Raw genomic sequence first — 23,962 nt, forward strand, 5'->3', positions numbered from 1 at the left:
GGACGCCGCCCGGCGGCCGCCGGGTATGCTCCCCACCGGCCGCCGATGCGGCTGTCATCCCCGGCGGCTGTGCTTCACCACATGGCTCATGCACTGCACGGCCCGGTCCGGCTCGCTGTACGTCGGAACCCCAGCCTTCAGGAGTTCCAGCCGTGGGCGTCCGCTGCCTCCGGTCCAGGCGACCAGGAAGGGCTTCTCGGTGCTGCGGTAGGCCTTGGTCAGGGTCTCGACGATCTCGTCGGAGCCCTTGTCGGCGTTGCCGAGCACCACCAGGACGGCGTCGGTGTCGTCGTTCTGGTTGACGACCCGCAGGACCCGTTCCAGCAGGGACAGGTCGTTGATCATCGCCCCGGTCATGTCGATCGGGTTCTTGACCGCCCCGAAGTACGGGAGTTCACCGGCGAGGGCCTCCCGCTCCGCGTCGCTCGCCCAGGTGTCCACCTTCAGGCCCAGCTCGACCGCCCGGTCGGCGGCCAGAGCGCCCGCGCCACCGCTGAGCGTGACGATGGTGAGCCGGCTACCCGCAGCCCGGCGCCCGTCGGCGAAGGCGAGGGCCGTGTCCGACAGCTCTTCCATGCTGCGGACCCGGACCGCGCCCTCGGCCACGCTGGCGGCCTCGAACTCCGCGTCATCCCCGGCGACGCTGCCGGTGTGAGCGGCGACCGCCCGGGCCCCGGTCTCGCTGCGTCCCGACTTCAGGAGGACAAGGGGCTTGTCCTTCGCCTTCGCGGACCTGGCGAGGCGCCGCAGGGCCGCCATGTCCTTGACCCCCTCGATGTGTCCGAGCAGCACCTGCACGTCGTCCGCGTCGACCAGCGCCGACAGGACCTCTGGGACCGTGACGTCGGCCTCGTTGCCGGTGTTGCCGAAGTAGGTGACGCCCAGGCCGAGGCTGTTCATCGTGCTGTAGGTGAAGGTGCCGACCGCACCGCTCTGCGTGACCAGGGCGATCGGGGAGACCGGCCGCTCGCTTTCGTCGTCGAAGGCCGTGGAGAAGGTGGCGAAGGCTCGGTCCGCCACCGCGAAGGTGCCCAGGCAGTTGGGGCCGACGACCCGCATCCCGGCGCGCGCCGCAATGTCCGTTATCTCCTGCTGCTCGGGCATGCCCTTCTCGCCGATCTCGGCGAAGCCGGAGGCGAAGACGGTGACGGCGCCGACCCCGGCCTCCGCACAGGCACGCACCGCGTCCACGACCGCGGGCGCCGGAACTACGACGATCGCCAGGTCCACCGGACCGGGAACGTCGGCCACCGAGGCGAACGTCTTCACGCCCTGGACCTCGCTGCGCCGCGGGTTCACCGCGTACAGGTCACCCTCGTAGCCGAACTTCTTCAGGTAGGCGAGCGGGCGGCCGGAGAGCTTGTCCGGGTCGGTGGAGGCTCCCAGCACCACGATGCTGCGCGGCCGGAAGTACAGGTCGGCAACGGTGCGGGTCATGAGTAGGCCTCGGGACGGAAAACGGGCTTGCGGCGCTCGCGGTGGGAGGCAACGCCTTCGCGGACGTCGGGCCCGCCGAAGCCGAGGAACTCCAGCCCCAGGGAGGCGTCGAAGATCGGGCCCTGCTGGCGGTACCACTGGTTCATCGAGTACTTGGTCCAGCGGATGGCCTCCTGCGCGCCGCCGCTGAGCTCGCCGGCGATCTCGCGGGCCTTCTCCAACAGGTCCTCCGGCGCCACGGACAGCGACACGAGTCCGGCGCTCTCCGCGTCGGCGCCGGAGATCTCCCGGCAGGTCAGCAGGAGGTACTTGGCCTTCGCCATGCCGCACAGCAGCGGCCACACCATGGCGGCGTGATCGCCCGCGGTGACGCCCAGCCGGGTGTGGCCGTCGATGATGCGCGCGTTCGTGGCCGCCACGGAGATGTCGGCCATCAGCGCGACCACCAGGCCCGCGCCGACCGCCGGGCCGTGGATCGCGGAGATGATCGGCTTGGAGCAGTTGATGATGTTGTAGAAGAGGTCGCGGGACTCCCGCATGACGCGCATGCGCACGTCGTAGTCCTCGATCTGTGCGTCGATCAGGGCGAAGTCCCCGCCGGCGGAGAACGCCTTGCCCTCGCCGCGGACGAGCACGGCCCGCACCTCGGGATCGCGATCGATGACCGGCCAGATCGCGGGGATCTCGCTGTGGGTCTCCTCGTCGACCGCGTTCAGGTTCGGGCCGTCGAAGACGATCTCGAGCACGCCCGGCTGGTTCCGCTCGAACCGGAGCCGCTTGAACTGGCTGTAGGGGTCGGTCACGGGATGTCCTTTCGGTCGGCGGCCGGCGCGCCGTCGCGCCATGCCTGGATGAGCTCCGCCACGTGGGACCGTGCAGCCGTGGGGACGGCCGGCTCCCTGGCGGGCGTGCGGCTGAACCGCGGAGCGGGGGCGGGGTGGAGCACGTCTCCGACTTCCCGGTACAGCCCCCGGTAGGTGTTGTGCGGGTGCACCGCGGCTTCGGCGAAGTCGAGGACGGGCGTGACGCAGGCGTCAGTGCCGCGGTAGATCTCCGCCCACTCGTCGCGGCTGCGGGTGCGCAGGACCCCGGCGATCAGCCGCCGCAGCCGCGGCCACTGGCTGCGGTCCTGCTGGGCGGGCCAGTCAGCGGTGTCGACGCCGAGACACTTGATGAACTCCGCGTAGAAGTCGCCCTCGAGCGCCCCGACAGCGAGGTACTTGCCGTCCGCGCACTCATAGGTGGCGTAGAACGGGGCGCCGCCGTCGAGGTAGTTGGTGCCTGCCTCGTCGGAGTAGGTACCGGCCGCGCGCAGTCCCTGGATGCGGGCCGTCAGGGCGGCCACCCCGTCGATCATCGCGGCGTCGACGACCTGGCCGCGCCCGGAGGACTTCGCCTCGAGCACGGCACAGACGATGCCGAATGCGGCGAAGGTGCCGCCGCCCGCGTAGTCCCCCAACAGGTTGATCGGCGGCATCGGCGAGACGCCCTCGCGGCCGAGCGCCTGCAGGACGCCTGACTGCGCCACATAGTTGATGTCGTGCCCGGCCGTGCGGGAGAGCGGCCCGGACTGGCCGTATCCGGTCAGCCGCGCGTACACCAGCTCGGGCCGGCGGCGGAAAAGGTCGCCGGGGCCGAGGCCGAGGCGCTCGGTAACGCCGGGGCGGAAGCCCTCGACGAAGACATCTGCATGTTCGACGAGGTCGAGCACCGCCGCGCGTCCCTCGCTGCTCTTCAGATCCAGCTCGACCGTGTCGACACCGCGGTTGGCGATGTCGTGTGCGGGGTTCATGTCCTGCGTCTGCGCCAGGGCGCGCGCGGGCCGGGTCGCCGGGCGGGCGACCCGTACGACGTGGGCGCCCATGTCCGCCAGCAGCATGGAGGCGTAGGGCGTAGGCCCCATGCCGGCCAGGACGACCACCCTGACTCGCGCCAGCGGCCCGGTTCCCCTGCCCATGTCTGTCTCCTCCCCCGCCTCAGGCGATCCGCTCGAAGACGGCCGTCAGGCCCTGGCCGCCACCGATGCACATGGTTTCCAGGGCGTAGCGGCCCTGCCTTCGGTCGAGTTCGCGCAGCATGGTGGTGAGGATCCGCGCCCCCGTGGCGCCAACGGGATGGCCGAGCGAAATACCCGAGCCATTGACGTTGAGGCGGTCGAAGTCCGCCTCGGCAAACCCCCATTCCTTGGTGACCGCGAGGGCCTGGGCGGCGAACGCCTCGTTGAGCTCGATGAGGTCCATGTCGTCCAGGGACAGGCCGGCCCGGGCGAGAGCGCGCTCGGTGGCGGGCACGGGGCCGATGCCCATGCGGTGCGGCTCGACGCCGGCCGCCGCCCAGCTGACCACTCGCCCCAGAGGCCGCAGACCGAGCTCCTCGGCCTTCTCCCGCGTCGTGACGAGGCAGGCCGCGGCGCCGTCGTTCTGACCGCTGGCGTTGCCGGCGGTGACGGTGGCCTCCTCGTCGAGCTTGCTCCGTACGGGACGCAGGGCGGACAGGCTCTCCAGCGAGACGTCCGGACGCGGGTGTTCGTCGGTGTCGATGACGACCTCGCCCTTCCGGGACGTGACCGTCACGGGGACGATCTCCTCCTTGAACCGGCCGTCCCGCTGCGCCGCGACTGCCCGCTGGTGCGAGGCCAGCGCGAGCCGGTCCTGCTCCTCGCGGGTGACGCCGTACTCGCGGCGCAGGTTCTCCGCGGTCTCGAGCATGCCGCCCTCGACCGGGTAGAACTTGCCGCCAGAGGTGATGCGGCCCCGGGAGATCCGGTCCCACAGCGGGCTGGAGTCGCCGCGGAAGCCGAAGCGCCCGCCGACCACGTAGTGCTCGGCCTGGCTCATGCTCTCGGCACCGCCGGCGATGACCACGTCGCAGGCCCCGGTCTGCACACGCATGGCTGCGTCCAGCACTGCTTGCAGGGCCGAGCCGCAGCGCCGGTCGAGCTGGGTGCCCGGCACGGTGATCGGGAAGCGGGCGTCCAGCGCCGCGATGCGGCCGATGGCGGGTGCCTCGCCGTTCGGGTAACACTGCCCGAACAGCACGTCGTCGACCTGGGCCGGGTCGATGCGGGTGCGGCTGACCAGCTCCGTCAGGACCGTGGCGGCCAGCTCCGCCGCGGGCAGGCTCTTGAAGACTCCGCCGTAGCGGCCCACCGGCGTGCGCAGCGGCTCGCAGATGACTGCTTCGCGCATGTCGTCCTCTCTTCGTTCGGTTCCGTGGTGCGGGTGGAGTCGGTCCTCAGATCCCGCGCCCGCCGGTGACTTCGAGGACGGCGCCGTTGATGTACGACGCCATCGGGCCGGCCAGGAACACGACCGCGCTCGCCACCTCGTCCGGCGTGCCCGCGCGCCCCATGGGCACCTCGGCCTCCTTGGCGGCGAAGATCTCCGGCTTCATGGCGAGGGTCATATCGGTCCGGATCAGGCCGGGCTGGATTGCGTTGACGCGGGCGCCAGAGGGGCCGAGCTCCTTCGCTGCCGCCTTGGTCAGCCCGATCAGCCCGGCCTTGGCGGCGCTGTAGTTGGTCTGGCCGGGATTGCCGATCTTGCCGGACAGCGAGGACACGTTGACGACGGCGCCGCTGCCCTGCTTGCGGAACAGCCCTGCCACGGCGCGCGTGCCGAGCCAGGCGCCCCGGAGGCTGACGTCGAGGACCAGGTCGAAGTCCTCGGGCGTCATCTTCGTCATGTACCGGTCGCGGGTGACGCCGGCGTTGTTGACGAGGATGTCCACGCCGCCGAACTCGGCCAGGCAGCGCTCCACCAACTGCTCCTGGTCGGTCTCGCTGGTGACGTCGGTCGCGACCGCCAGCACCGGGGCCCCGTCCGCCCGCCGCAGCTCCACGGCTGCGGCGGCCTTGCCACCGTCGATGTCGGCGACCACGACCTTGGCGCCGTGGTCCAGCAGGGCCTCGGCGATGGCCAGCCCGATGCCCTGTCCGCCGCCGGTGACGATGGCAACCTTGCCGTCGAGCATGCGGCCTTCCTTGCTCATCCGTCCCTCCATCAGTACGACTTCGGGAGGCCGAGGATCTTGGTGGAGATGTAGTTGAGCACCATCTCCTGGGAGACCGGCGCGACCTTGAGCAGCCGCGACTCCCGCCAGAACCGCTCGACGTAGTACTCCTTGGCGTATGAGTAGCCGCCGAGGGTCTGCATCGCACGGTCGCACGCCTGGAAGCCGGCCTCGCTGCCGAGGAACTTGGCCGCGTTGGCCTCGGGGCCGCACGGCTGCTCCGCGTCGTACAGCTCGGCGGCCTTCATGGCGATCTGCTCGGCGGCTTGCAGACGGATCCAGGAGTCGGCGAGGGGGTGGGCGACGGCCTGGTTCTTGCCGATGGGGCGGTCGAAGACGACCCGGGAGTTCGCGTACTTCACGGCCTCGTCCAGGGCGGCGCGGCCCAGGCCGATCTGTTCCATGGCGACCACGATGCGCTCGGGGTTCAGGCCGTCGAGCAGGTAGGAGAAGCCCTTGCCGACCTCGCCGACCACCTCGTCGTCGCGGACCTCGAGGTTGTCGATGAACAACTCGTTAGAGTCGATGGCCGAGCGGCCCAGCTTGTCGATCTCGCGGACGGTGATGCGCTCCCGGTCCAGGTCGGTGAAGAACAGCGTCATGCCGTCCATCGGCTTCTCGTCCGACCGGGGGGAGGTCCGGGCCAGCAGGAGGATCTTCTTGGCGTTCTGGGCGTTGGTGATCCACACCTTCTGGCCGTTGATGACCCAGCCACCGTCCGTCTTGGTGGCGCGGGTGCTGATGCGCGAGGTGTCGACGCCGGCGGTCGGCTCGGTCACGCCGAAGCACATCAGCAACTCGCCCTTGGCGATCTGCGGCAGGAACTCCCGCTTCATCGCCTCGGAGCCGTGCCGGATGATGGGCCCGGGCGGGAAGATGTAGAAGTGGACCGCCGAGGCGCCGGAGGCACCGGCTCCGGAGTAGCCGATCTCGTGCAGCATGACCGCGGACTCGACGAGGCCGAGACCGAGACCGCCGTACTCCTCGGGGATCATCGCGCCGAGCCAGCCGCCGTCGGCGAACGCCTTGACGAACTCCCAAGGGTACTCGTGCTTGGCGTCCTTCTCCCGCCAGTACTCCAGGTCGAACTTGCGGGCCAGTTCGCGCGTCGTTTTGCGGATGAGCTCGAGATCCGCTGGGTCCTTCTCAGTCATCGCTTCTCTCCTGCTTCGTGGTGGTGGGGTATGTCTTCGAGCGGGGTGGCGGGATCGAGCGACGACAGGTCTCCGGGCGGCAGGCCGAGGTGGCGGGCCCGGATCGCGCGGCGCATGATCTTGCCGTTCTTGGTCTTGGGAAGGGTCGGTACGACGACGACGGCGGGTGCGAACGACCTGCCGACGTGGTGGGCGGCGGTGGCGACGAGGTCGTCGTGGTCGTCGTCGTCACGGACGACGACGAAGGCGACGACCCGCTGGCCCCGGTCGGGGTCGGGCACGCCGACCACGGCTGCCTCGGCGATCCGGGCGTCCTTGAGCAGCGCCGCCTCCAACTCGGCGGGCCCGACCCGGCGCCCCGACACCTTGATGGTGTCGTCGGAGCGTCCGTGGATCCGCCATGTCCCGTCGGCGTCCACGCTGGCCAGGTCGCCGTGGCGCCACACCTTCGGCCACCGCTGCCAGTAGGTCTCCAGGTAGCGGCTGCGGTCCTGCCAGAAGGCGTGGGTCATTCCGGGCCAGGTGTTGCGTACGGCCAATTCGCCCACTGAGTCGGATATTCGCTGACCGGAATCGTCAAGAACGACGACATCCATGCCGGGCAGGGGGCCGTTGAAGCCTGCCGCGTCGCTGGGCAGGAACGGGTAGGTGACCAGGATGCCGCCGCCGGTCTCGGTTCCGCCGCTGTAGTTGACGATGGGGCGGGAGCCGCCGCCGACGGTCTCGAACAGCCACCGCCAGGTCGGCTCGTCCCACGCCTCGCCCGTGGAGGCGAAGGACCGCACGGTCGGCAGGTCCGCGAAGTCCCCGCCGCCGGCGTTCTTCACGGCCCGGGCGGCCGTCGGTGCGATGCCCTGGAAGGTGACACCGTTGCGCCGGGCGATGTCCCAGAGCCGGTCCGGTCCGGGGTGGGTCGGCACCCCTTCGGTGAACACGACGGTGGCGCCCAGCTGCAGCCCGCCCATGATCAGGAGCGGGCCGAGCATCCAGCCCATGTCGGCGATCCAGGCGATGACATCGTCCTCGTGGATGTCGAAGCCGTACGCGAAGTCGACCGCCGCCTTGACCGCGAAGCCGGCGTGCGAGTGCACGATGCCTTTGGGCGCGCCCGTTGTCCCGGATGTGTAGATGAGCGTCAGCGGGTCCTGGGCCTCGGCTTCGACGGTCTTGACCGGTTCCGGGTCCGTCGGGAGGTCGTCCCAGTGGATGTCGCGGCCGAACTGCATGTCGGTGCCGTCCGCGACGTGCTGCACCACTACGACGTTGCGTACGCAGGGCGCGTCCTTCAGGGCCTCGTCGGCGGTGGCCTTGAGTCCGACCTTCCTGCCGCGGCGGGTGGTGCCGTCGGCGGTCACCAGAACCACCGCTTCGGAGTCGCGCAGCCGCATGGCCAGCGCCTCGGCCCCGTAACCGGTGAAGGCCGGCACCGAGATCGCGCCGATCGCGGCGCAGGCGAGGAAGGCCACGACAGCCTCCGGCACCACCGGCAGGAAGAGGACGACCCGGTCGCCCCTGCGCACGCCCAGGCCCGCGAGGTTGGCCGCGAACCGGCGTACCTCTCGGTCGAGTTCGGCGTACGTCAGCGTGCGGCGCTGGCCCCCGTCGCCCTCGTAGACGACGGCGGTCCGGGTGGCCCGGTCACTCATGGCGTGCCGGTGGGCACAGAGTTCGGCGGCGTTCAGCCGACCTCCGACGAACCACCGCGGGAACTCGTGGCCCTCGGAGTCGTCACGTACGACATCGAACGGGGTGGTGAAAGTGATGTCGAGGTCGTCGACCACGGCCCGCCAGAACCACTCCGGGTCCCGGAGTGATCTGGTGTGCAGGTCCTCGATGTCGGAGATGCCCCACCGCTCCATTGCCCGCAGCAGTCGGCTGCGGCCGCGCTCGGCGTCGCCGGGAACCCAGGCGGGCTCCGGCGGCGCGGCGAACCGTCGCGGCTGTGTCATCAGCTCTCCCCTGGTGGACTGGTCGCTCAGGCGGCGGTCTCGGCGGCGGGACGCTTGAGCATCAGGCCGGCGCGCGCGCAGTCGCAGACGACCTCGTCGCGCTGGTTGATGCCGTAGTGCCGGAACTGGACGATTCCCGAGTCGTCGCGGCTGCGGGACTCCCGCTTGCTCACGATCTCGGTGCGCACCCGGACGGTGTCGCCGTGGAACAGCGGCTTGGGGAAGGTGATCTCGCTGAAGCCGAGGTTTCCGAGCGTGGTGCCCTGGGTGGTGTCCTGCATGGAGATGCCGGTCACCAGGCCGAGGGTGTAGAGGCTGTTGACGATCCGCTGGCCGTAGATGCTGTCCTTGGCGTACTCCGCATCGAGGTGGAGTGGCGCCAGATTGAGTGTCAGGGCGCAGAAGGTGATGTTGTCGCTCTCGGAGATGGTGCGGCGGGTCTGGTGCTCGATCACCATGCCGGGTTCGAACTCTTCGAAGTAAAGGCCGGGCATCTTCGTTCCTCTTTCCTTGGTATACGGCGTCAGTTGGCGGCGGCGTCGCCGCGCTCGGCGATGAGGCGGCTGTAGGCGAGCACCTCGCGGGCGGTCTTGATGTGGGCGTAGTCGACGTGCATGCCCTCGTAGAGCACGGCTGCGGCGCCCGTGGCCTCGGCCTCCTCGAAGGCGGCGATCATGCCTTCGTAGAACTCGACTTCGGACTTCGAGGGGCTGAAGACCTCGTTGGCCACCGCGATGTGCGAGGGATGGATGAGGACCTGGCCGCGGAAGCCGAGTTCGCGGTTCTGCTCGGAGAAGAGGCGTGCGCCGTCCGGGTCGGCGAGGTCCTGCCACACGCCGACCAGCGGGAACTCCAGGCCGGCGGTGCGGGCCGCCAGGACGGCGCGGCTGCGCAGGTAGAGGGTCTCCAGGCCCTCGGGGGTGAACTGGAAACCGATGGAGCGGGACACGTCGGCGTCCCTGGCGGTGCCGGCGAAGAGCGTCGCCACCCGCGGGGAGGCCTTGGCCATCTGCTCGCAGCTCGCGTACGCCTCCGCCGTCTCGAGGTTGACGATGAACTCCACCGAGCCGGGTTCGACGCCGTTCTTCCGCTCGAAGTGGGTCACCAGGGCGTCGAACCTGATGATGTCCTCCGGTCCGAAGGTCTTCGGCAGGCTCAGCCCGTCCAGGCCCGGCACGACCACCGCGGCGATGTCGTCGCCGGCGATTCCGGTGTCCAGTGCGTTGACCCGTACGTACACACCGGCCTGGGAACCGGTCTCGTGGAGACGGGCGACCGAGCGGGCGACCTCGGCCCTCGCCTCGTCCTTCAGGTCGGCCGGGACCGAGTCCTCCAGGTCGAGGATCACACCGTCGGCGCCGGCGGCCAGGGCCTTCTCCACCCAGGTGCCACGGTGGCCGGGCACGAAGAGAACGGAGCGCATGGGCTTCATCGAGAACTCCTTGTCATCCGCGCAGCATACATAATATATCCTGCACGACTCCTGTTCAAAATATCATGCATTTTCAGTGGTGACGTGGGTCACTTCGGGGAGAGGGTGCATCGGACGTCTGCACCGGTGAGCCCAGGTCGGGCACGGACGTGGCCTCGATCCGTCGTGCGATGCCGCACACAGCCAAGGCCGCGAACGCCAGAACCGCCGCGGCGCCCAGCCAGGCCCCTGTGAACGACAGGTGCGTGACCGCCAGTCCGAAGACAGCAGGGCCCAGCAGGCCCCCCAGGAAGGTGCCGCTCTGCAGACGGGTCGTGGTGTGTAGGAGGTGCCTCGGATACAACTGGATCGCCGCGTGGTGCAGCAGTCCTGGCCACGCCCAGCCCAGGCCGAATGTCACCACCGCGGCCGCGCCGACCGCGAGCGTGCCCCGGCCCAGCGCCAGACCGACCATGCCGAGGCTGCCGGTCACCAGGCTGATGACGACCCCGGCGAGATGGAGCTTCGGACGTGGCAGATGGTCGGACACCACACCGACGACGATGCGCGCTCCCATCCCTAGCCAGGACCCCACCGCCAGGAAGACGGCCGCGGCACCGGCCGCGACACCACCGTGGACCATGCCCTCGACCAGAAACGGCGGGAGGACGGCCCCGCCCGAGGCTGCCAGGAGACCCGCGGTTGCCAGCAGCCGCAAGCCCCGAGCCTCCCCCGCACTGTCACCGGCGTGGGGTGGCTGCGGCGTCTCGGGCGCGGACCGGGCGCTGCGCCCGATCCAGCCCAGGGCAGCAGCGGTGGCCAGGCACAGGACGGAGTATCCGGCGTACACCGTCTGCCAGTCGTGCCCGTGGCCGACCACGAGGTAGGCCGCCAGCGCGGCCAGCGACGCACCGCCCGGTACGGCCGACATCCGCACCCCGAAGGCGAGGCCCCGTCGGTGTGAGGGGACCACGCGGGCGATGAGGAGGTTGACGGCCGGCGTGGAGAATCCGTTCGCGGCCCCGCATATCCCGGCCGCCGCGAAGAGCTGCCAACGGCCGCTCCACAGCGCAACCGTGACGGCGACCGCGGCGCACAGCGCGAGACCGAGGCGGATCAGCGCGAGCTGGCCCCACCGGGTCATCAGCCGCCCGGCGAGCTGGGCGACCAGTGCCGAGGCGAGGTAGAAGCCGGCGAAGCTGAAGCCCACGTCGCTCGCGGTGAAGGCGAAGTCCTCGCGGATCGCGAACACCAGGGCGCCGGGCAGCGGGCCGACCATGCCGATGACGGCGCTCGCCAGTCCCGGTAGGACGACGAGCGCCGCCGTTCGCGGTGCGGCTGCCATCGTCAGAGCCGCTCGAGCGCCCGGCGGCCGCCGAACACCATCGCCAGCACGACACCGAGACCGGTCACCACGGTCATCAGCAGGGCGATCACAGCGACCTGGGAGTAGGTGCCGCCGTTGTACTCGTCGAAGAGGACCACGGACAGCACCTTGGTCGTCGGCCCGCGCAGCAGCAGCGAGACGCCGAACTCGTGGGTGAGCAGCACGAAGATGATCGCCGTCGAGGAGGCGATGCCCGCCCGCGCGAGCGGCAGCAGCACCTGGAAGAAGGTGCGGAGCGGGTGTGCCCCGCTGACCTGCGATGCCTCGAGCGTCGGGCGGCCCAGCGACATGATCGTGGCCAGCTGGTAGCGCACGGAGTACGGCAGCATGATCGTCACGTACGCGATGATCAGGCTCGTCTGGCTGCCGTAGAGACCGATGCCCGGATGCGAGAACGCGAAGAGGAAGCCGAAGCCGAGCAGCGCCGCCGGCACGGTCAGCGGCATGTTCGCCACCAGGTCGAGGACGGCCGGGACCGGGCGCCACATGCGGTCCCGGTTGTAGATGGCCAGCGAGATCAGCATGCCGAGCGGGATGACGATCGCCACGCCGCTCAGGGCCACGGTGAGCGTCGTGGTGAGGGCCTGCAGGATCTGCGGGTCGTTCAGCACGGTCGAGAAGTGCTGGAGCGTCATGTCGCCGAAGGAGAGCTTGCCGCTCCAGTACGGCGAAAGGCCGACGAAGGCGATCGCCAGCACCGGCAGGAACGCGGCGATCGTCGTGTACGCCAGCACGATGCAGGCCGACACCGCGCTGCCCGCACGGGTCAGCTGGCGGTTGTCGAGGGAGGAGGCGCCCTGCCCCACGAAGCGGTTCTGGTTTCCCAGCGAACGGGTCTGGAAGATCACCAGGAGGACGGCCAGCAGGAGCAGCGGTGTGCCGAGTGCGGAGGCGAGCGGGTAGTCGACCGGGTACTCCGCGCTCAGCGTGTACATCTTGGTCGTCACGACGTCCAGGCCCTCGCGGCGGCCGAGCAGCAGCGGGCCGGTGAACTGGCCCAGCGACAGGAGGAAGACCACCACGGAGGAGTAGACGAGCGTGGGGCGCAGCAGCGGCAGGGTGATCGTGAACAGCGCCCGGATCGGGCCTGCTCCGTTCACGCGGGCGGCGAGCGCGTAGTCGGAGCCGAGGTTGCGCAGGCCGGTGTAGACGAACAGGTAGACGAACGCCGCCAGGTGGGTGCCCGTGTACACGATGATCCACTCGAACGTGTAGACGTTGATCGGCCCCGAGCTCCCGCCGAAGAACGGCGTGGCGCGCAGCAGCGTGTTGACGTAGCCGTTCTCCGGGGAGAAGAGGAACACGAAGCCGACGACGTGCGCGACGGCCGGCACCACCATCGGCAGCACGGGCAGGAACTCGAGCTTCTTCCGCAGCCGCGGCCGCATCGAGTACGACGCGAGGGCCAGCACCGTCCCGAGCACCATGCCGACGGCCAGCGCACCGAGCCCGAGGCTCAGCGTGTCGACCGCGATGTCCTGCAGGTCGGACATGCCGACGAGGCGGCGCATGCCGTCGGCGCCGTCGCTCCATGCCTGCCACTGCAGGGGGATCAGGGGGGCCATGACCAGGGCGGTGGTCACGACCGTCAGCAGGACCCATGGCCAGTGCGGGCGGGCGGCCCGGGCCGCCCGGGTCATCGCGGCGCCGGGGCTCGGTTGGTCGGCCGCCTCCGATGCCGGACGGGTCTGCAGTTCAGGAGCCATGGGTCCAGCCCTCCACGAGGTTGCCGTCGGCGGCGTAGCAGAGCGTGCGCCGGGGATCGATCCCCAGCTCGACGTCCGTCGCGGGGGCGAACCGTTCGGCGCTCGCCGGGATGCCGACCCAGACCCGGATGCCGTTGACGCGCACGACGTGCTCGTTGTGGTTGCCGCCGGGCAGCACCTCGTGGACGGTGCCCCCGGTGAGCCAGGCGCGGCCGACCGCGCCTTCGTCGCTGCCCGCGCCCCGCAGTTCGAGGTCCTGGTCGCGGAAGAGGAGGGTGTAAGAGCCGGGCATGCCGGGGCGGAAGAAGCCCCGAAGGGTCTGTCCGGCGAGCTCGGCGTTGCCGAGGTCGTCGACTTCCGCTTCCAGGCGGTTGCGTGCACCCAGGAAGTCGGCGACGTACGCGGTGGCGGGGCGCCGGTAGACCTCCTCGGGGTCGCCGATCTGTTCGATGCGGCCCTCGCGCATCACGGCGACGCGGGTGCCCAGAGCCAGAGCCTCCTCCTGGTCATGTGTGACGTACACGCCGGTGAAGCCCAGCCTGCGGTGGAGAGAGCGGAGTTGGGCGCGCAGCTCGATACGGAGCAGCGCGTCGAGGTTGCTGAGCGGCTCGTCGAGCAGGAGCAGACCAGGGTTGGAGGCCAGTGCGCGGGCCAGCGAGACGCGCTGCTGCTGGCCGCCGCTGAGCTCGGGCGGATAGCGGTTGGCGAGGTGGTCGCACTGGACGAGCTTGAGAACCTCCTCGACACGGCCGCCGTTCAGCAGGTCCTTCAGACCGCGCGACTTGAGCGGGTAGGCGACGTTGCGGGCGACGTCCATGTGCGGCCAGAGCGCGTAGTTCTGGAAGACCATGGCGACGTCGCGCCGGTTGGGTTGCACGAACGTACGGGCATCGGTGTCGACCACGGTCCTGCCGGCGAGGTCCACGCGCCCGCCGTCGGGGCGCTCCAGCCCCACCAGGCAGCGCAGCAGCGTGGTCTTGCCGCAGCCACTCGGTCCGAGGAGGACGAGGAGCTCGCCGTCGGCGATTCCCAGGTCGATGCCGTGGAGGACCTGGACTGTCTCCTTGCGCCGGCGGAAGCTCTTGGTGAGCTTCGAGACCTGTACTTTGGCGGTCTGGGAAGGGCGTTCGCGGTCGGCTGCCGCGGTCGGTGGCGCTGCGGTTTTCTGTGTGCTCACGGCGGTGTCCTCCTGGGGGCGGTCGGGTGTGCGCGGCGACTCCGGAGCGCCCGGAATCCGTGCATCATGTATGTGCTGGGTTTATGCGCTGCCGCTGGAAAGAAGCGCGGGCGGTTCAGGTGGGCCGGCCGGCGGCGCGGCACAGCGGCGGGCGGATGTCCGTGTTCTTCGCGGGCCGTGGGAACCCTCGGTCAGGGCTTTTGGTGTCCGCGCCGCGAGCGCTCGACGGTGTGCGTCGTACCGCGTGCGTCGACTCGATGCGGGTGGTCCGGGCCGACGGGCGTTGCGAGAGCTGTCATGTTGTACGTGCTCGATCCGGTTGTTCAGCCGGACCGGCTCCTTGCCGCGGAAGCGGCGCCGAACGCCGAGCGGGCGTAGCCGGCGACAGGGGCGAGCTTCATCCCGCCTTCGGTCATGTCGCGGGCGTCGGCCATGGCTTTGCCGATGCGGCAGGTCACCTCGTGGACGACCGCGGCCGCTTCGTTCAACTTTCTGCCGGTGACGGCGCCGCTCTCGTCGGCTGCCGGGGCACCGGGAAGGACGTACGGCGAGACAGGGTCCGCAGGGCAGCACCGCGTCGAAGCCAGGAGCGCTGACGACTTCGGTGTGCGCGAACACAGGACCCACAGGCGACGAGTGGCCGGGTGTGCCGAACGCTGCGGCGTCGCGTCCGTGTCCGCGGTGGCGGTGAACCCGCCGAGTGGTTCGGTGAGGGTCTCGTTCATGTCTGCCGCGTCCCTGCCGGAGTGCCCTGCGTGCTACGGGGTCAGCCGAACCACTTCTTGAACTTCTTGTTGGCTTCCTCGATGCGTTCCGGGGTGTACGAGGAGGAGTCGAGCATCGTCGCGTCCTCGGGCAGCTCGATGGCGCCCTCGACACCATCGCGTCCGGCGGCACCGAAGCCGTCGCCGTTGACCGCGGCTTGGCCCTTCTCGGACATCAGAAAGTCAAGGAAGACGCGTGCGGAGTTGGGCCGCCGGCTCTTGTCGAGGGCCGCGGCCCCCCACTCGATCCAGTAACTGGGATGGGGCACGATCGCCTCGATCGGCGCGCCCTGTTCCTGCATCTGCTTCACCGTGGAGGGGGTGGATATGTTGGTCACGCCGATCTCCCCCGAGGCGACGGCCTGCGTCATCGTGACGACCGAGGGGTAGAACTTGGGGCTGAGCTTGCCGCTCTTCACCAAGTGCTCCTCGCCCAGCTCCTTCTCCTGGAAGTCCAGGTAGCCGGCGATCGAGGTGGTGACGTCGGTGCGCAGGCCGAGCTTGCCCTTGACCGAGGGATCGACGGTGTCTTCCCATGTCTTGAAGCCCTTGGGGAAGATTTCCTTGTTCCACACGATCATCGAGTAGGGGAGGGCAGACGGAAGGATCGCCTCGTTCTTCACCGCCCACGCGTCGTCGTGCCAGCCCTTGAGCGACGGACCGTCGGCCTCGAGGAACGCGCCCTTCTGGTTGGTGAACCACGCCGGGTCGCTGTAGAGGAAGACGTCCGCCCCTTCCGCCTTCGACTTGATCTCCGACTCGACCCGTGCCGGCAGCTCACCCGCGCCGCGGGTGAGATTGACGGTGATCTCCGGGTACTCCTTCTTGAAGGCGGCGACGAGGCGCTTGTTCTGGACATCCGGCATCACCGAATAGAAGCTGACGCTGCCCTCTTCCTCCGCGGCCGCGACCACGTCCTCCCAGGGACCCTCGACCACCGTGCCCTCGGCGCCGCCGCACGCTGTGAGCCCACTGGTACTCAGCAGAACGGCCAGGCCTGCGGCCGCGCGCCGCACCGAAGCGTGCTTCATGTTTCCTCCATGTGTCCACAGCTGCACATTACCGCGTAACATACTTAATATATGATGCACGTCAAGGCTTTGAGTCGAACCGACAGCCAATCCGCGGGGTAATCCAGCGCAGCAGAATTGCAGTACTGATCGGGCAGTTGCTGAAGCGTTCAGGAGAACGGCTCGCGGTCAAGGCCGCACCCGCGAACCTCGGAGTTCATGGGCCTCCTTGATGCGCCCCTGTCAGCCGAGGGCCGCTTCCTCTCTGGTGAGGCCGGCCCGTCAGGCGCCCGCGAAAAGCACGCCGGCGTCAAGCAGAGCCTGCACCCGCGCCTCGTCGTACACCTCCGAGGCAAGCTCCAAGGTGTGCTCCCCCACTCGGGGAGCCTTGCCGGGACGCTCGGGTCGGATGCCGCCGAACCGCCATGGCGGGCGCAGCAGGGAGAGACCTTCGCGCTCCGGCTCGACCAGCTCCAGCCACTGGGTCTGAGGGTGCTCGATGAAGCCCGACATGGTGAGCACCGGGGCGAAGGGCACGTCGGCTTCGGTGAGCCGCTTCTCCCACTCGGCGGACGACTTGGTGACGAACTCCGCCTCGACGATCTCCACGAGCGCGGTGTAGTGCTTCATCCGCAGGTCGTACGTCGTGAAGCGCGGGTCGTCCGCAAGGTCCGGTCGGTCCATGGCTTCCAGGAGGGCGAGCCAGAACTTCTGCGAGGACGACAGGTGCAGGGCGATGTCGTCGCCAAGCGCGGTCTTGAGGCAGAAGTTCTGCGCCTGCGGGTGGCGGCTGCCACAGTACGGGTCCTCATGACCGTTGTCGAAGTACTGGGTCATCGCATCGACCGTGAGGGTGCTGACCGCCTCCATCAGCGATGTCTCCACCCGCTGCCCGCCGCCGGTCGCGGCACGCCCGACCAGAGCGGCAAGCACGCCGGTCAGCGTGGTGACGCCGGTGATGAGGTCGGCGAGGCATGAACCCGTCAGTGCCGGGCGCCCCGCCTCCCCCAGCACCGTGTACAGGCCGCCGAATGCCTGGCCGATCGTGTCGTAGGCGGGCCTGTTGCGTAGCGGGCCCCCGTTACCGAACCCGGACGCCGAGGCGTAGACGAGGTCGGGGCGCTGGGCGCGGCACTCCTCCTCCCCCAGTCCCAGGGCGGCCAGCTTGTCCGGCCGCATGTTCTCCAGGACGACGTCGGTGCGCGGGAGAAGGGCCTTCACCGCCTCGATGCCCTCGGGGCGCTTGAGGTCGACGGCGAAGCTGCGTTTGCCCGCGTTGTACTGGATGAAGTAGGGGCTGCGGTTGTCGGCTCCCCGCCGGAAGTCCTCACCGTCCCCCGGCTTCTCTACCTTGACCACGTCGGCGCCCAGGGCGCACAGCATGGAGCTCGCGTACGGGGCGGATATGTATCCCCCGAACTCCAGGACGCGGATGCCCTTGAGAGGCAGGTGCTGCATCGCTGACCTCGCTCTGACTCAGGCGCCGGCCGACTCGCCGGTCGCACGAGGAAACATGTCGCAAACTTTGCTGGCCGCGGAACCCCCGTATCAGGGGCTGAGCCGCCACAGGCTGTCAGCCCGTCAGCAGGCTCTGGCCGCCATCGACCACAGGGGGAGGCCCCGTGTTGAACGCGGCCTCGTCGGAGGCGAGGAACAGAGGGGCATGGGCGACGTCCCAGGCCGTCCCGCCCGGGTGCCGCAGGGGCACGCGGGCATCGCGTTCGGCAACCACCTGCTCCAGGCTTGCCCCCGATTGCCGCACGCGGGGCTCCATCGCCATCGGCGTCTCCATCAGCCCCGGCAGAACCGCGTTGGCCCGGATGCCGTGCGAGGCGTTGGCCGCGGCCACGTGCGGGGGCAGGGAAAGGACACCGGCCTTCGAGATGCGGTGGGCGACGTTCGGGTAGTCGATGAGCACCGCGTTGGAGGCGATGTCGGTGATCACTCCACTTCCCTGTTCCCGCATGATGCGTAGGGCGTGCTTACAGGTGGGCACCATGCCCTGCAGGTTGACGGCGACGATCCCGGAGAAGGTCTCGGGTTCGATCTCCGTGACCGGCGCGTCGCCTGCGGCAGCACCCGCCACCCCGACGTTGTCGTGCAGGATGTCGAGGCGCCCGTAGGCATCGACGCATGCGGCGACCGCCTCGATGTCGGCCTCACTGGCGACGTCGGCCCTTACGGTCGGCGCCCGGCCGCCCTCGTCGATGATCTCCTGCGCGGTCTTCTCTGCGGAGGCCGCGTCCCGGTCGACTGCGACCACTGCCGCGCCTTCGCGGGCCATCAGTAGTGCAGCGGCCCGGCCGTTGCCAACCGTGGCCCCCTCCGTCTGTCCAGCGCCCACGACGAGGGCCACCTTGCCGGCTACCCGTTGCCCCATCGTTGCGGCTCCTCTCGCTCACCCGGCCCAGCAATCATGCAAGATACGTAATATATTGTGCTTGCACAAGGGTTCAAATGGAGCCTGTTGGCGGTGCACTTCATATGTGATTACGACGGTGCGGGCTCCTCCGCGCCCCGCCAGGGCGCCCTGGAGCCCGCACCCCTCTTGACCAGGAAGGAAGCGCGCATGGGCCGCCTCTGCGAGACCGAGGGCCTGACGGACGTACAGGAGGAGATCCTCCGGACCGTTCGTGGCTATGTGGAGGACAAGATCCTCCCCGTTGCCTCGGAGTACGAGCACAAGGACGAGTACCCGACCGAGATCATCGAGGGCCTCAAGGACCTCGGCATCTTCGGGCTCACCATCCCGGAGGAGTACGGCGGCCTGGGTGAGTCCCTGCTCACCTACGCCCTGGTGGTCGAGGAGCTGTCCCGGGGCTGGATGAGCATCTCCGGGGTCATCAACACCCACTTCATCCTCGCCTACATGATCTCCCGCCACGGCACCGAGGAGCAGAAGCGCTCCTACCTCCCCCGCATGGCGACAGGCGAGATACGCGGCGCCTTCTCCATGTCGGAGCCGGACTGCGGCTCCGACGTGTCGGCCATCAAGACCAAGGCCGTCAGGAATGCCGACGGCACCTACACCATCGACGGCCAGAAGATGTGGCTCACCAACGGCGCCTCGGCGAACCTGGTGGCTGTACTGGTCAAGACCGACGAGGGACATGACGCCCCGCACCGGAACATGACCACATTCCTCGTGGAGAAGAAGGAGGGCTTCGGCGAGACCGCACAGGGCGTCACCGTCCCCCGCAAGATCGAGAAGATGGGCTACAAGGGCGTCGACACCACCGAACTCCTCTTCGACGGCCACCGCATCGGCGCCGACCGCATCCTGGGTGGCACCAGCGGCAAGGGCTTCTACCACATGATGGACGGCGTCGAGGTCGGCCGGGTCAACGTCGCGGCGCGGGCCGTCGGGGTCGCCCACCGTGCCTACGAGCTCGCCGTTTCCTACAGCCAGCTGCGGGAGACCTTCGGCAAGAAGATCGCCCAGCACCAAGCCGTGCTGTTCCGGCTCGCGGAGATGGCCACCAAGACCGAGGCAGGCCACCAGATGATGGTCCGTGCCGCCCGCAAAAAGGATTCGGGCGCCCGCAACGACCTCGAGGCCGGCATGGCCAAGTACCTCGCCTCCGAGTACTGCGCCCAGGTCGTCGAAGACTCCTTCCGTATCCACGGCGGGTACGGCTACTCCAAGGAGTACGAGATCGAGCGGCTTTACCGCGAGGCACCGATGCTGCTCATCGGCGAGGGCACCGCGGACATCCAGCGCATGATCATCGGCCGTCGCCTGCTGGAAGACCACAAGAGCGAGAGCTGACACCAGGAAAGCGGTCCCGCTGCGCGCAGGGCCCGGAACCGGCGGCGTGCGCAACGCCCGGGTTCCGGGCCCTGCCCGCCCCGGCGGGCCATGATGGAACCAACCTCCGTTGCTGTGACCACACGGAGCAAGCTATAGTACTTTATTTTCTATATAACGTTTGCGGATGTTTCCGCGAAGACGTCGGTGACTGCCACCATCGACGGAAGCGACGCCGACGAACACGGAACGGGAGGAGACAGTGAAGAGCAGCCCAACAGTCCCCAGGAAGACCCCTGGGGACAAGCGCAAGCAGCTTCCTGAAGAAGTGGCCGCCTACGTACGCGAGTTGGTCATCACGGGAGAGGTCAGTGCCGGCGAGTTCCTCCGGATGGAACCCATCGCCGAGGCGGTAGGGGTCAGCAACACCCCTGTCCGCGAAGGACTGCTGCTTCTGCAGAGCGAGGGCTTCGTGCAGCTCGTGCCGCGGCGCGGCTTCGTGGTCGCACCGTTCACCCCCGGCGACATCGAGGACATCTTCTGGGCGCAGGCCCGCCTCGGGGGCGAACTCGCGGCCCGCGCCGCCAAGCAGATCACCCCCGCCGCCATCGCGCGGCTGGAGGCCAACATCGAGGATTATGAGCGCGCCGCCGAATCGGGTGACACGTATGCCCTCGCCGAGCTGGGCCACCTCTTCCACCGGGAGGTCAACCTGGCCGCCGGCTCCCGGCGGCTTGCCCTGCTGCTGGGCACGGTGGTCAAACAGCTGCCCAACCAGTTCTACGTGACCATCGAGGGACAGGTCGACAACTCCCGTACGGAGCATCCGCTGCTGCTCGACGCGCTGAAGAAAGGCGATGCGCGCAAAGCCCGTTCAGTCTTCGAGAAGCACATCCAGGGCGGGGCCACCCGGCTGATCGAGACCCTGAAGGAGCGCGGTATGTGGGCGGAGGAGCAGGCGAGCTGACACTGAGGCGCGAGGAGGGGGCAGTCGGAGCGCCGCCCCTCCGCCTGGCCTTATTCGGGCCGGTTCACCGCGTACCCGGCGTACAGCGCGTGCGTACCGCCGTCGACCTCGGCAATCAGGCGCGAGACGTACGACGCTTCCTCCGAGTTGAGGAACAGGGCGACGGCGGCCTGCTCCTCTGGGGTGCCCGCCCGACGCAGCGGGACGACGGCCTCGCGCGCCTCCCGGTACCCGCTGTCCACCGCGCACCCGGGTGGTCATCCCCGTCGCGGTCAGGCCGGGGCACAGGGCGTTGACCCGAATACCGTGCACGCCCCATTCGACGGCGAGCGCACGGGTCAGGGCGACGACGGCGTGCTCGGAGACGACGTACGGCACATTCCCGGGCAGGCCATGGGTGCCGGCGACGGACGCCGTGTTGAGTACCGCGCCATGCCCTTGTTCGATCATGACACGGCCGACGGCGGTGGCGACGTGGAATGCGGCGTCGTTGTTGACGCCCATGACGTGCGACCAGGTCGCGTCGTCGACCTCCGCGGCGGGACGGGCGCGGCTGACGCCCGCGTTGTTGAACAGGGCGTCGATGCGGCTGTCCCCGAAGTCTCGGGCAGCGTCGACCAGTTGCTGTGCGGCACCGGGCTCCCGGACATCGGCGGCAATGGTCACCGCCCGGCCCCCTTGCAACTCCGTGAGTGGCCCGGCGCTCACATCGTCGGCGACGACCATGGCACCCTCGGCGAGGAGGCCCTCGACGATCGCTCGCCCGATGCCGGAGGCTGCCCGGTGACGACGGCGACCTTGCCGGTGTAGCGCTTAGGTGCACGGACGGTCATGAAGACCCCTTCGTGCGGCCCAGCAATGCCAGCGGAATCAGGCCCAGCACTGCGGCTGCGGAAACATATACCGACACCAGGATGGTTCCGCCCCCCACATTGAGGAGAGCGACCATGATGAGCGGCGCCCAGCCGCCGCCGACGACGTTCGCCAGCTGATGGCCGAGGGAAGCGCCGGTGTAGCGCATCCGGGGAGGGAACATTTCGGCGAACATCGCGATCGCCGGCCCCTGCATCGCCCCGACCGCGGCGAGCCCGACGAAGAGGCCGAGGGTCAGCAGCGGCAGCTCCCGAGTGTCCGCCAGTGGGAACACCACGAACGACCATGCGCCCGCGACGGCGGCCCCGGCCGCAAACACGGGGCGGCGTCCCACTGTGTCGGACAGTGCGGCACAGCCGATCGTGCCCGCTGTCCACCCGGACATGGCGATCAGGACTGCGGTGAGCATGGCGTTCTTGCCCATGCCGAGCTCGTGCACGCCGTAGTCGAGCATGCCGGTGGTGATGATGTAGAAGCTGATGGTGGCCGGGGCGAACGTGCCGGCGGCCAGAAGCACGGCCTTCGGTCGGCGAAGCACCTCGAGGAGTGGAGACTTCGGCGCGGCCCGCGCGCGGTTTTGGCGCTCCTGCTCTGCGCGGCGGAACTCGGGGCTGTCCTCGATGTTGCGGTGGATGGCGTAGGCGAGCGGCAGCATCACGATGCTGAGCAGGAACGGAATTCTCCAGCCCCAACTGTCGAATGCCTCCGGGCCCACCAGGTGGCCGACGAGGATGAAGATGAGATTGCCGGTGATCATGCCGAACGGCACGCCCAGTTGGGGAATGGCACCATACAGGCCGCGCCGGTTCGGGGGCGCGTGTTCGAGGGCCAGCAGGGCTGCGCCGCCCCACTGTCCACCGATCGCCATCCCTTGCGCGATGCGGAGTACGACGAGCAGAAGCGGCGCCATGATCCCGGCCACGGCGAAGTTGGGCAGCAGGCCGATGAGCGTGGAGGCCATGGCCATCAGCACCATGGCACTCACCAGAGCGGGCTTGCGTCCGTGCCGGTCGCCGATGCGCCCGAACACCGCGGCGCCGAGCGGCCGGGCAGCGAAGCCCACGGCGAAGGTCGCGAATGAGGCCAGGACCCCGGCCGTCGGGCTCACTTCAGGGAAGAACTGGCTGTGGAAGATCAGCGCAGCGGCCGTACCGTAGATCATGAAGTCGTAGTACTCGATGGCCGACGCGGAGATGGCAGCGGCCAGAGCTTTGACCCGCGGCTTGCGGTCCGAGACGGCCGGCACAGGCGTGTGCGGAGCGTCCACTTGGATGTTCACTCTGCCTCGATTCGGCGGTGGCAGCTGGAGCGGCTCTTCGGGGGCGGCCGAAAGGCTTCGGTCTCGGCCGGGCGCAGGGTACCTAGAAGTTCACATGATATGAAATGCGCAATGCTCGCTGCGTTCAGGACGTATGCAGCGAGCGCACGGGAACTGGGTGGGCAGAGTGCTTCCCGTGTGGGCGGATCAGGCCTTCCTGGACGACCGTGGCGGCCATCCCCCGGGTGGGGCTGTACACATGGGCGGTGGCCAGCCCGCGGCTGCCGCCGGCCCAGGCGGAGGACTTGTCGTACAGCAGCCACTGGTCGACGGGGACGATCTGGTGGAACCACATGGCATGGTTGACGGTCGCCCGCTGCACCCCCGGCGCCAGGAACGGGTAACCGTGCGGCCGCAGCGCCGTGGACAGCAGGGTCAGGTCGCTGATGTAGGCCAAGAGGCAGGAGTGCAGGGCAATCTCCTGGCTGTCGAGGCTGTCGTGCACACGGAACCACAGGCGTTCCGTCGCCGACTGCGCAGGCGCACCGCCCGCCACCGCCCCGCCTTGCACTGACCGTACGGCGGCATCGCACTCCTCGATGACGCGCAGATCGAGGGCCTTCCACTCCTCGCGCCAGAACGTCTGGGTGTCGCGGTCCGCCCGCTCGAGCGCTTCAACCAGCGGGACCGCGTCCCTTGGCACGGGCACGCGCGGCATCGGCACCTGATGCTCATAGCCTGCCTCCTCGCGGTGGAAGGAGGCGGTGAGCTCGAAGATCTGGCGCCCGTGCTGGTGGCCGCAGACCCTTCGCGAGGTAAAGGACCGTCCGTCCCGCACTCGGGTCACGTCGTAGCGCACGGACTCCTTCGCATCGCCACCCCGCAGGAAGGACGCATGCAGGTTGTGGACCGGGCGACCGGACGGGACCGTGCGGTACGCGGCCATCAGGGCCTGGGCCAGCAGTTGCCCGCCGTAGGTGCGGGCCATCCTGCTGCGGCGGGCCGCTTGCCCCAGGAAGCTTTCGGTTCCGACCTCGTCGAGGTCGAGCAGGTCCACCAGGTCCTTCCCCGATGCGGGCATGGATGCGCCTCCGTGGTGCGAGTCCGTCG

General features: G+C 69.2%; 21 protein-coding genes and 1 pseudogene. 2 read left to right on the forward strand and 20 right to left on the reverse strand.

What is annotated here, in order from left to right:
* Positions 1-54 precede the first annotated feature (54 nt).
* The 16 genes from DIZ27_RS19650 to DIZ27_RS19730 form a co-directional block, all read right to left on the reverse strand.
* Positions 55-1,437, reverse strand: coding sequence for an acetate--CoA ligase family protein (locus tag DIZ27_RS19650; RefSeq protein ID WP_109379741.1), 1,383 nt, complete (start codon positions 1,435-1,437; stop codon positions 55-57).
* Complete coding sequence (locus tag DIZ27_RS19655) at positions 1,434-2,240, reverse strand: enoyl-CoA hydratase/isomerase family protein (RefSeq protein WP_219933628.1); 807 nt, start codon at positions 2,238-2,240, stop codon at positions 1,434-1,436. The genes DIZ27_RS19650 and DIZ27_RS19655 overlap by 4 nt, the downstream gene beginning before the upstream one ends.
* On the reverse strand, positions 2,237-3,394 hold the full coding sequence (locus DIZ27_RS19660) for a CaiB/BaiF CoA-transferase family protein (RefSeq protein ID WP_109379743.1): 1,158 nt from the start codon (positions 3,392-3,394) through the stop codon (positions 2,237-2,239). The genes DIZ27_RS19655 and DIZ27_RS19660 overlap by 4 nt, the downstream gene beginning before the upstream one ends.
* 19 nt (positions 3,395-3,413) lie before the next feature.
* Positions 3,414-4,625 (reverse strand): acetyl-CoA C-acetyltransferase, encoded by a 1,212-nt coding sequence (locus tag DIZ27_RS19665; RefSeq protein ID WP_109379744.1) that lies wholly within the window; start codon positions 4,623-4,625, stop codon positions 3,414-3,416.
* Between the two features lie 46 nt (positions 4,626-4,671).
* Entirely contained in the window at positions 4,672-5,427 is a 756-nt protein-coding gene (gene fabG, locus DIZ27_RS19670; RefSeq protein WP_109379745.1) for a 3-oxoacyl-ACP reductase FabG, read from the reverse strand.
* 11 nt (positions 5,428-5,438) lie between these two features.
* Positions 5,439-6,602, reverse strand: coding sequence for an acyl-CoA dehydrogenase family protein (locus tag DIZ27_RS19675; protein ID WP_109379746.1), 1,164 nt, complete (start codon positions 6,600-6,602; stop codon positions 5,439-5,441).
* The gene (locus DIZ27_RS19680) at positions 6,599-8,551 is read right to left on the reverse strand and encodes an AMP-binding protein (protein ID WP_109379747.1); all 1,953 of its coding nucleotides are present in this window, start codon (positions 8,549-8,551) and stop codon (positions 6,599-6,601) included. The genes DIZ27_RS19675 and DIZ27_RS19680 overlap by 4 nt, the downstream gene beginning before the upstream one ends.
* A gap of 26 nt (positions 8,552-8,577) precedes the next feature.
* On the reverse strand, positions 8,578-9,045 hold the full coding sequence (locus DIZ27_RS19685) for a MaoC family dehydratase (protein WP_109379748.1): 468 nt from the start codon (positions 9,043-9,045) through the stop codon (positions 8,578-8,580).
* Positions 9,046-9,074: 29 nt separating this feature from the next.
* Entirely contained in the window at positions 9,075-9,983 is a 909-nt protein-coding gene (locus tag DIZ27_RS19695) for a CoA ester lyase (protein WP_109379749.1), read from the reverse strand.
* Positions 9,984-10,056: 73 nt separating this feature from the next.
* On the reverse strand, positions 10,057-11,307 hold the full coding sequence (locus DIZ27_RS19700) for an MFS transporter (RefSeq protein WP_109379750.1): 1,251 nt from the start codon (positions 11,305-11,307) through the stop codon (positions 10,057-10,059).
* A gap of 2 nt (positions 11,308-11,309) precedes the next feature.
* Positions 11,310-13,055 (reverse strand): iron ABC transporter permease, encoded by a 1,746-nt coding sequence (locus tag DIZ27_RS19705; RefSeq protein ID WP_109379751.1) that lies wholly within the window; start codon positions 13,053-13,055, stop codon positions 11,310-11,312.
* Complete coding sequence (locus DIZ27_RS19710) at positions 13,045-14,232, reverse strand: ABC transporter ATP-binding protein (protein ID WP_181383603.1); 1,188 nt, start codon at positions 14,230-14,232, stop codon at positions 13,045-13,047. Before DIZ27_RS19710 ends, DIZ27_RS19705 begins: the two co-directional genes overlap by 11 nt.
* 323 nt (positions 14,233-14,555) lie before the next feature.
* The gene (locus DIZ27_RS19715; protein ID WP_109379753.1) at positions 14,556-14,957 is read right to left on the reverse strand and encodes a hypothetical protein; all 402 of its coding nucleotides are present in this window, start codon (positions 14,955-14,957) and stop codon (positions 14,556-14,558) included.
* Positions 14,958-14,998: 41 nt separating this feature from the next.
* Positions 14,999-16,027 carry an ABC transporter substrate-binding protein gene (locus DIZ27_RS19720; protein WP_181383604.1) on the reverse strand — a complete coding sequence of 343 codons (1,029 nt, stop codon included), beginning with the start codon at positions 16,025-16,027 and terminating at the stop codon, positions 14,999-15,001.
* A 261-nt stretch (positions 16,028-16,288) separates the two neighbouring features.
* Positions 16,289-17,464 carry a CaiB/BaiF CoA-transferase family protein gene (locus DIZ27_RS19725; RefSeq protein WP_109379755.1) on the reverse strand — a complete coding sequence of 392 codons (1,176 nt, stop codon included), beginning with the start codon at positions 17,462-17,464 and terminating at the stop codon, positions 16,289-16,291.
* A gap of 115 nt (positions 17,465-17,579) precedes the next feature.
* Positions 17,580-18,386, reverse strand: a complete 807-nt coding sequence (locus DIZ27_RS19730; protein WP_109379756.1) for an SDR family NAD(P)-dependent oxidoreductase — start codon at positions 18,384-18,386, stop codon at positions 17,580-17,582.
* Between the two features lie 189 nt (positions 18,387-18,575).
* Here DIZ27_RS19730 and DIZ27_RS19735 point away from each other — a divergent pair, with 189 nt between their 5' ends.
* A complete protein-coding gene (locus DIZ27_RS19735; RefSeq protein WP_109379757.1) occupies positions 18,576-19,775 on the forward strand; it encodes an acyl-CoA dehydrogenase family protein in 1,200 nt (399 codons plus the stop codon).
* A gap of 241 nt (positions 19,776-20,016) precedes the next feature.
* The gene (locus DIZ27_RS19740) at positions 20,017-20,721 is read left to right on the forward strand and encodes a GntR family transcriptional regulator (protein WP_258308454.1); all 705 of its coding nucleotides are present in this window, start codon (positions 20,017-20,019) and stop codon (positions 20,719-20,721) included.
* Between the two features lie 50 nt (positions 20,722-20,771).
* Here DIZ27_RS19740 and DIZ27_RS47170 read toward each other — a convergent pair whose 3' ends face one another.
* From DIZ27_RS47170 to DIZ27_RS19755, 4 genes and pseudogenes are all read right to left on the reverse strand, one after another.
* Positions 20,772-20,963: an SDR family oxidoreductase gene (locus tag DIZ27_RS47170; RefSeq protein ID WP_258308455.1), complete on the reverse strand. Its 192-nt coding sequence runs from the start codon at positions 20,961-20,963 to the stop codon at positions 20,772-20,774.
* Positions 20,962-21,447: pseudogene (locus DIZ27_RS48780) on the reverse strand (SDR family NAD(P)-dependent oxidoreductase); the annotation flags it as partial. The pseudogene DIZ27_RS48780 and the gene DIZ27_RS47170, both read right to left, overlap by 2 nt.
* Positions 21,448-21,550: 103 nt before the next feature.
* A complete protein-coding gene (locus DIZ27_RS19750; protein WP_258308457.1) occupies positions 21,551-22,873 on the reverse strand; it encodes an MFS transporter in 1,323 nt (440 codons plus the stop codon).
* Between the two features lie 124 nt (positions 22,874-22,997).
* Positions 22,998-23,933 (reverse strand): acyl-CoA thioesterase II, encoded by a 936-nt coding sequence (locus DIZ27_RS19755; RefSeq protein WP_109379759.1) that lies wholly within the window; start codon positions 23,931-23,933, stop codon positions 22,998-23,000.
* Positions 23,934-23,962 lie beyond the last annotated feature (29 nt).

The organism is Streptomyces sp. NWU339 (assembly GCF_003143855.1).
GTDB lineage: Bacteria > Actinomycetota > Actinomycetes > Streptomycetales > Streptomycetaceae > Streptomyces.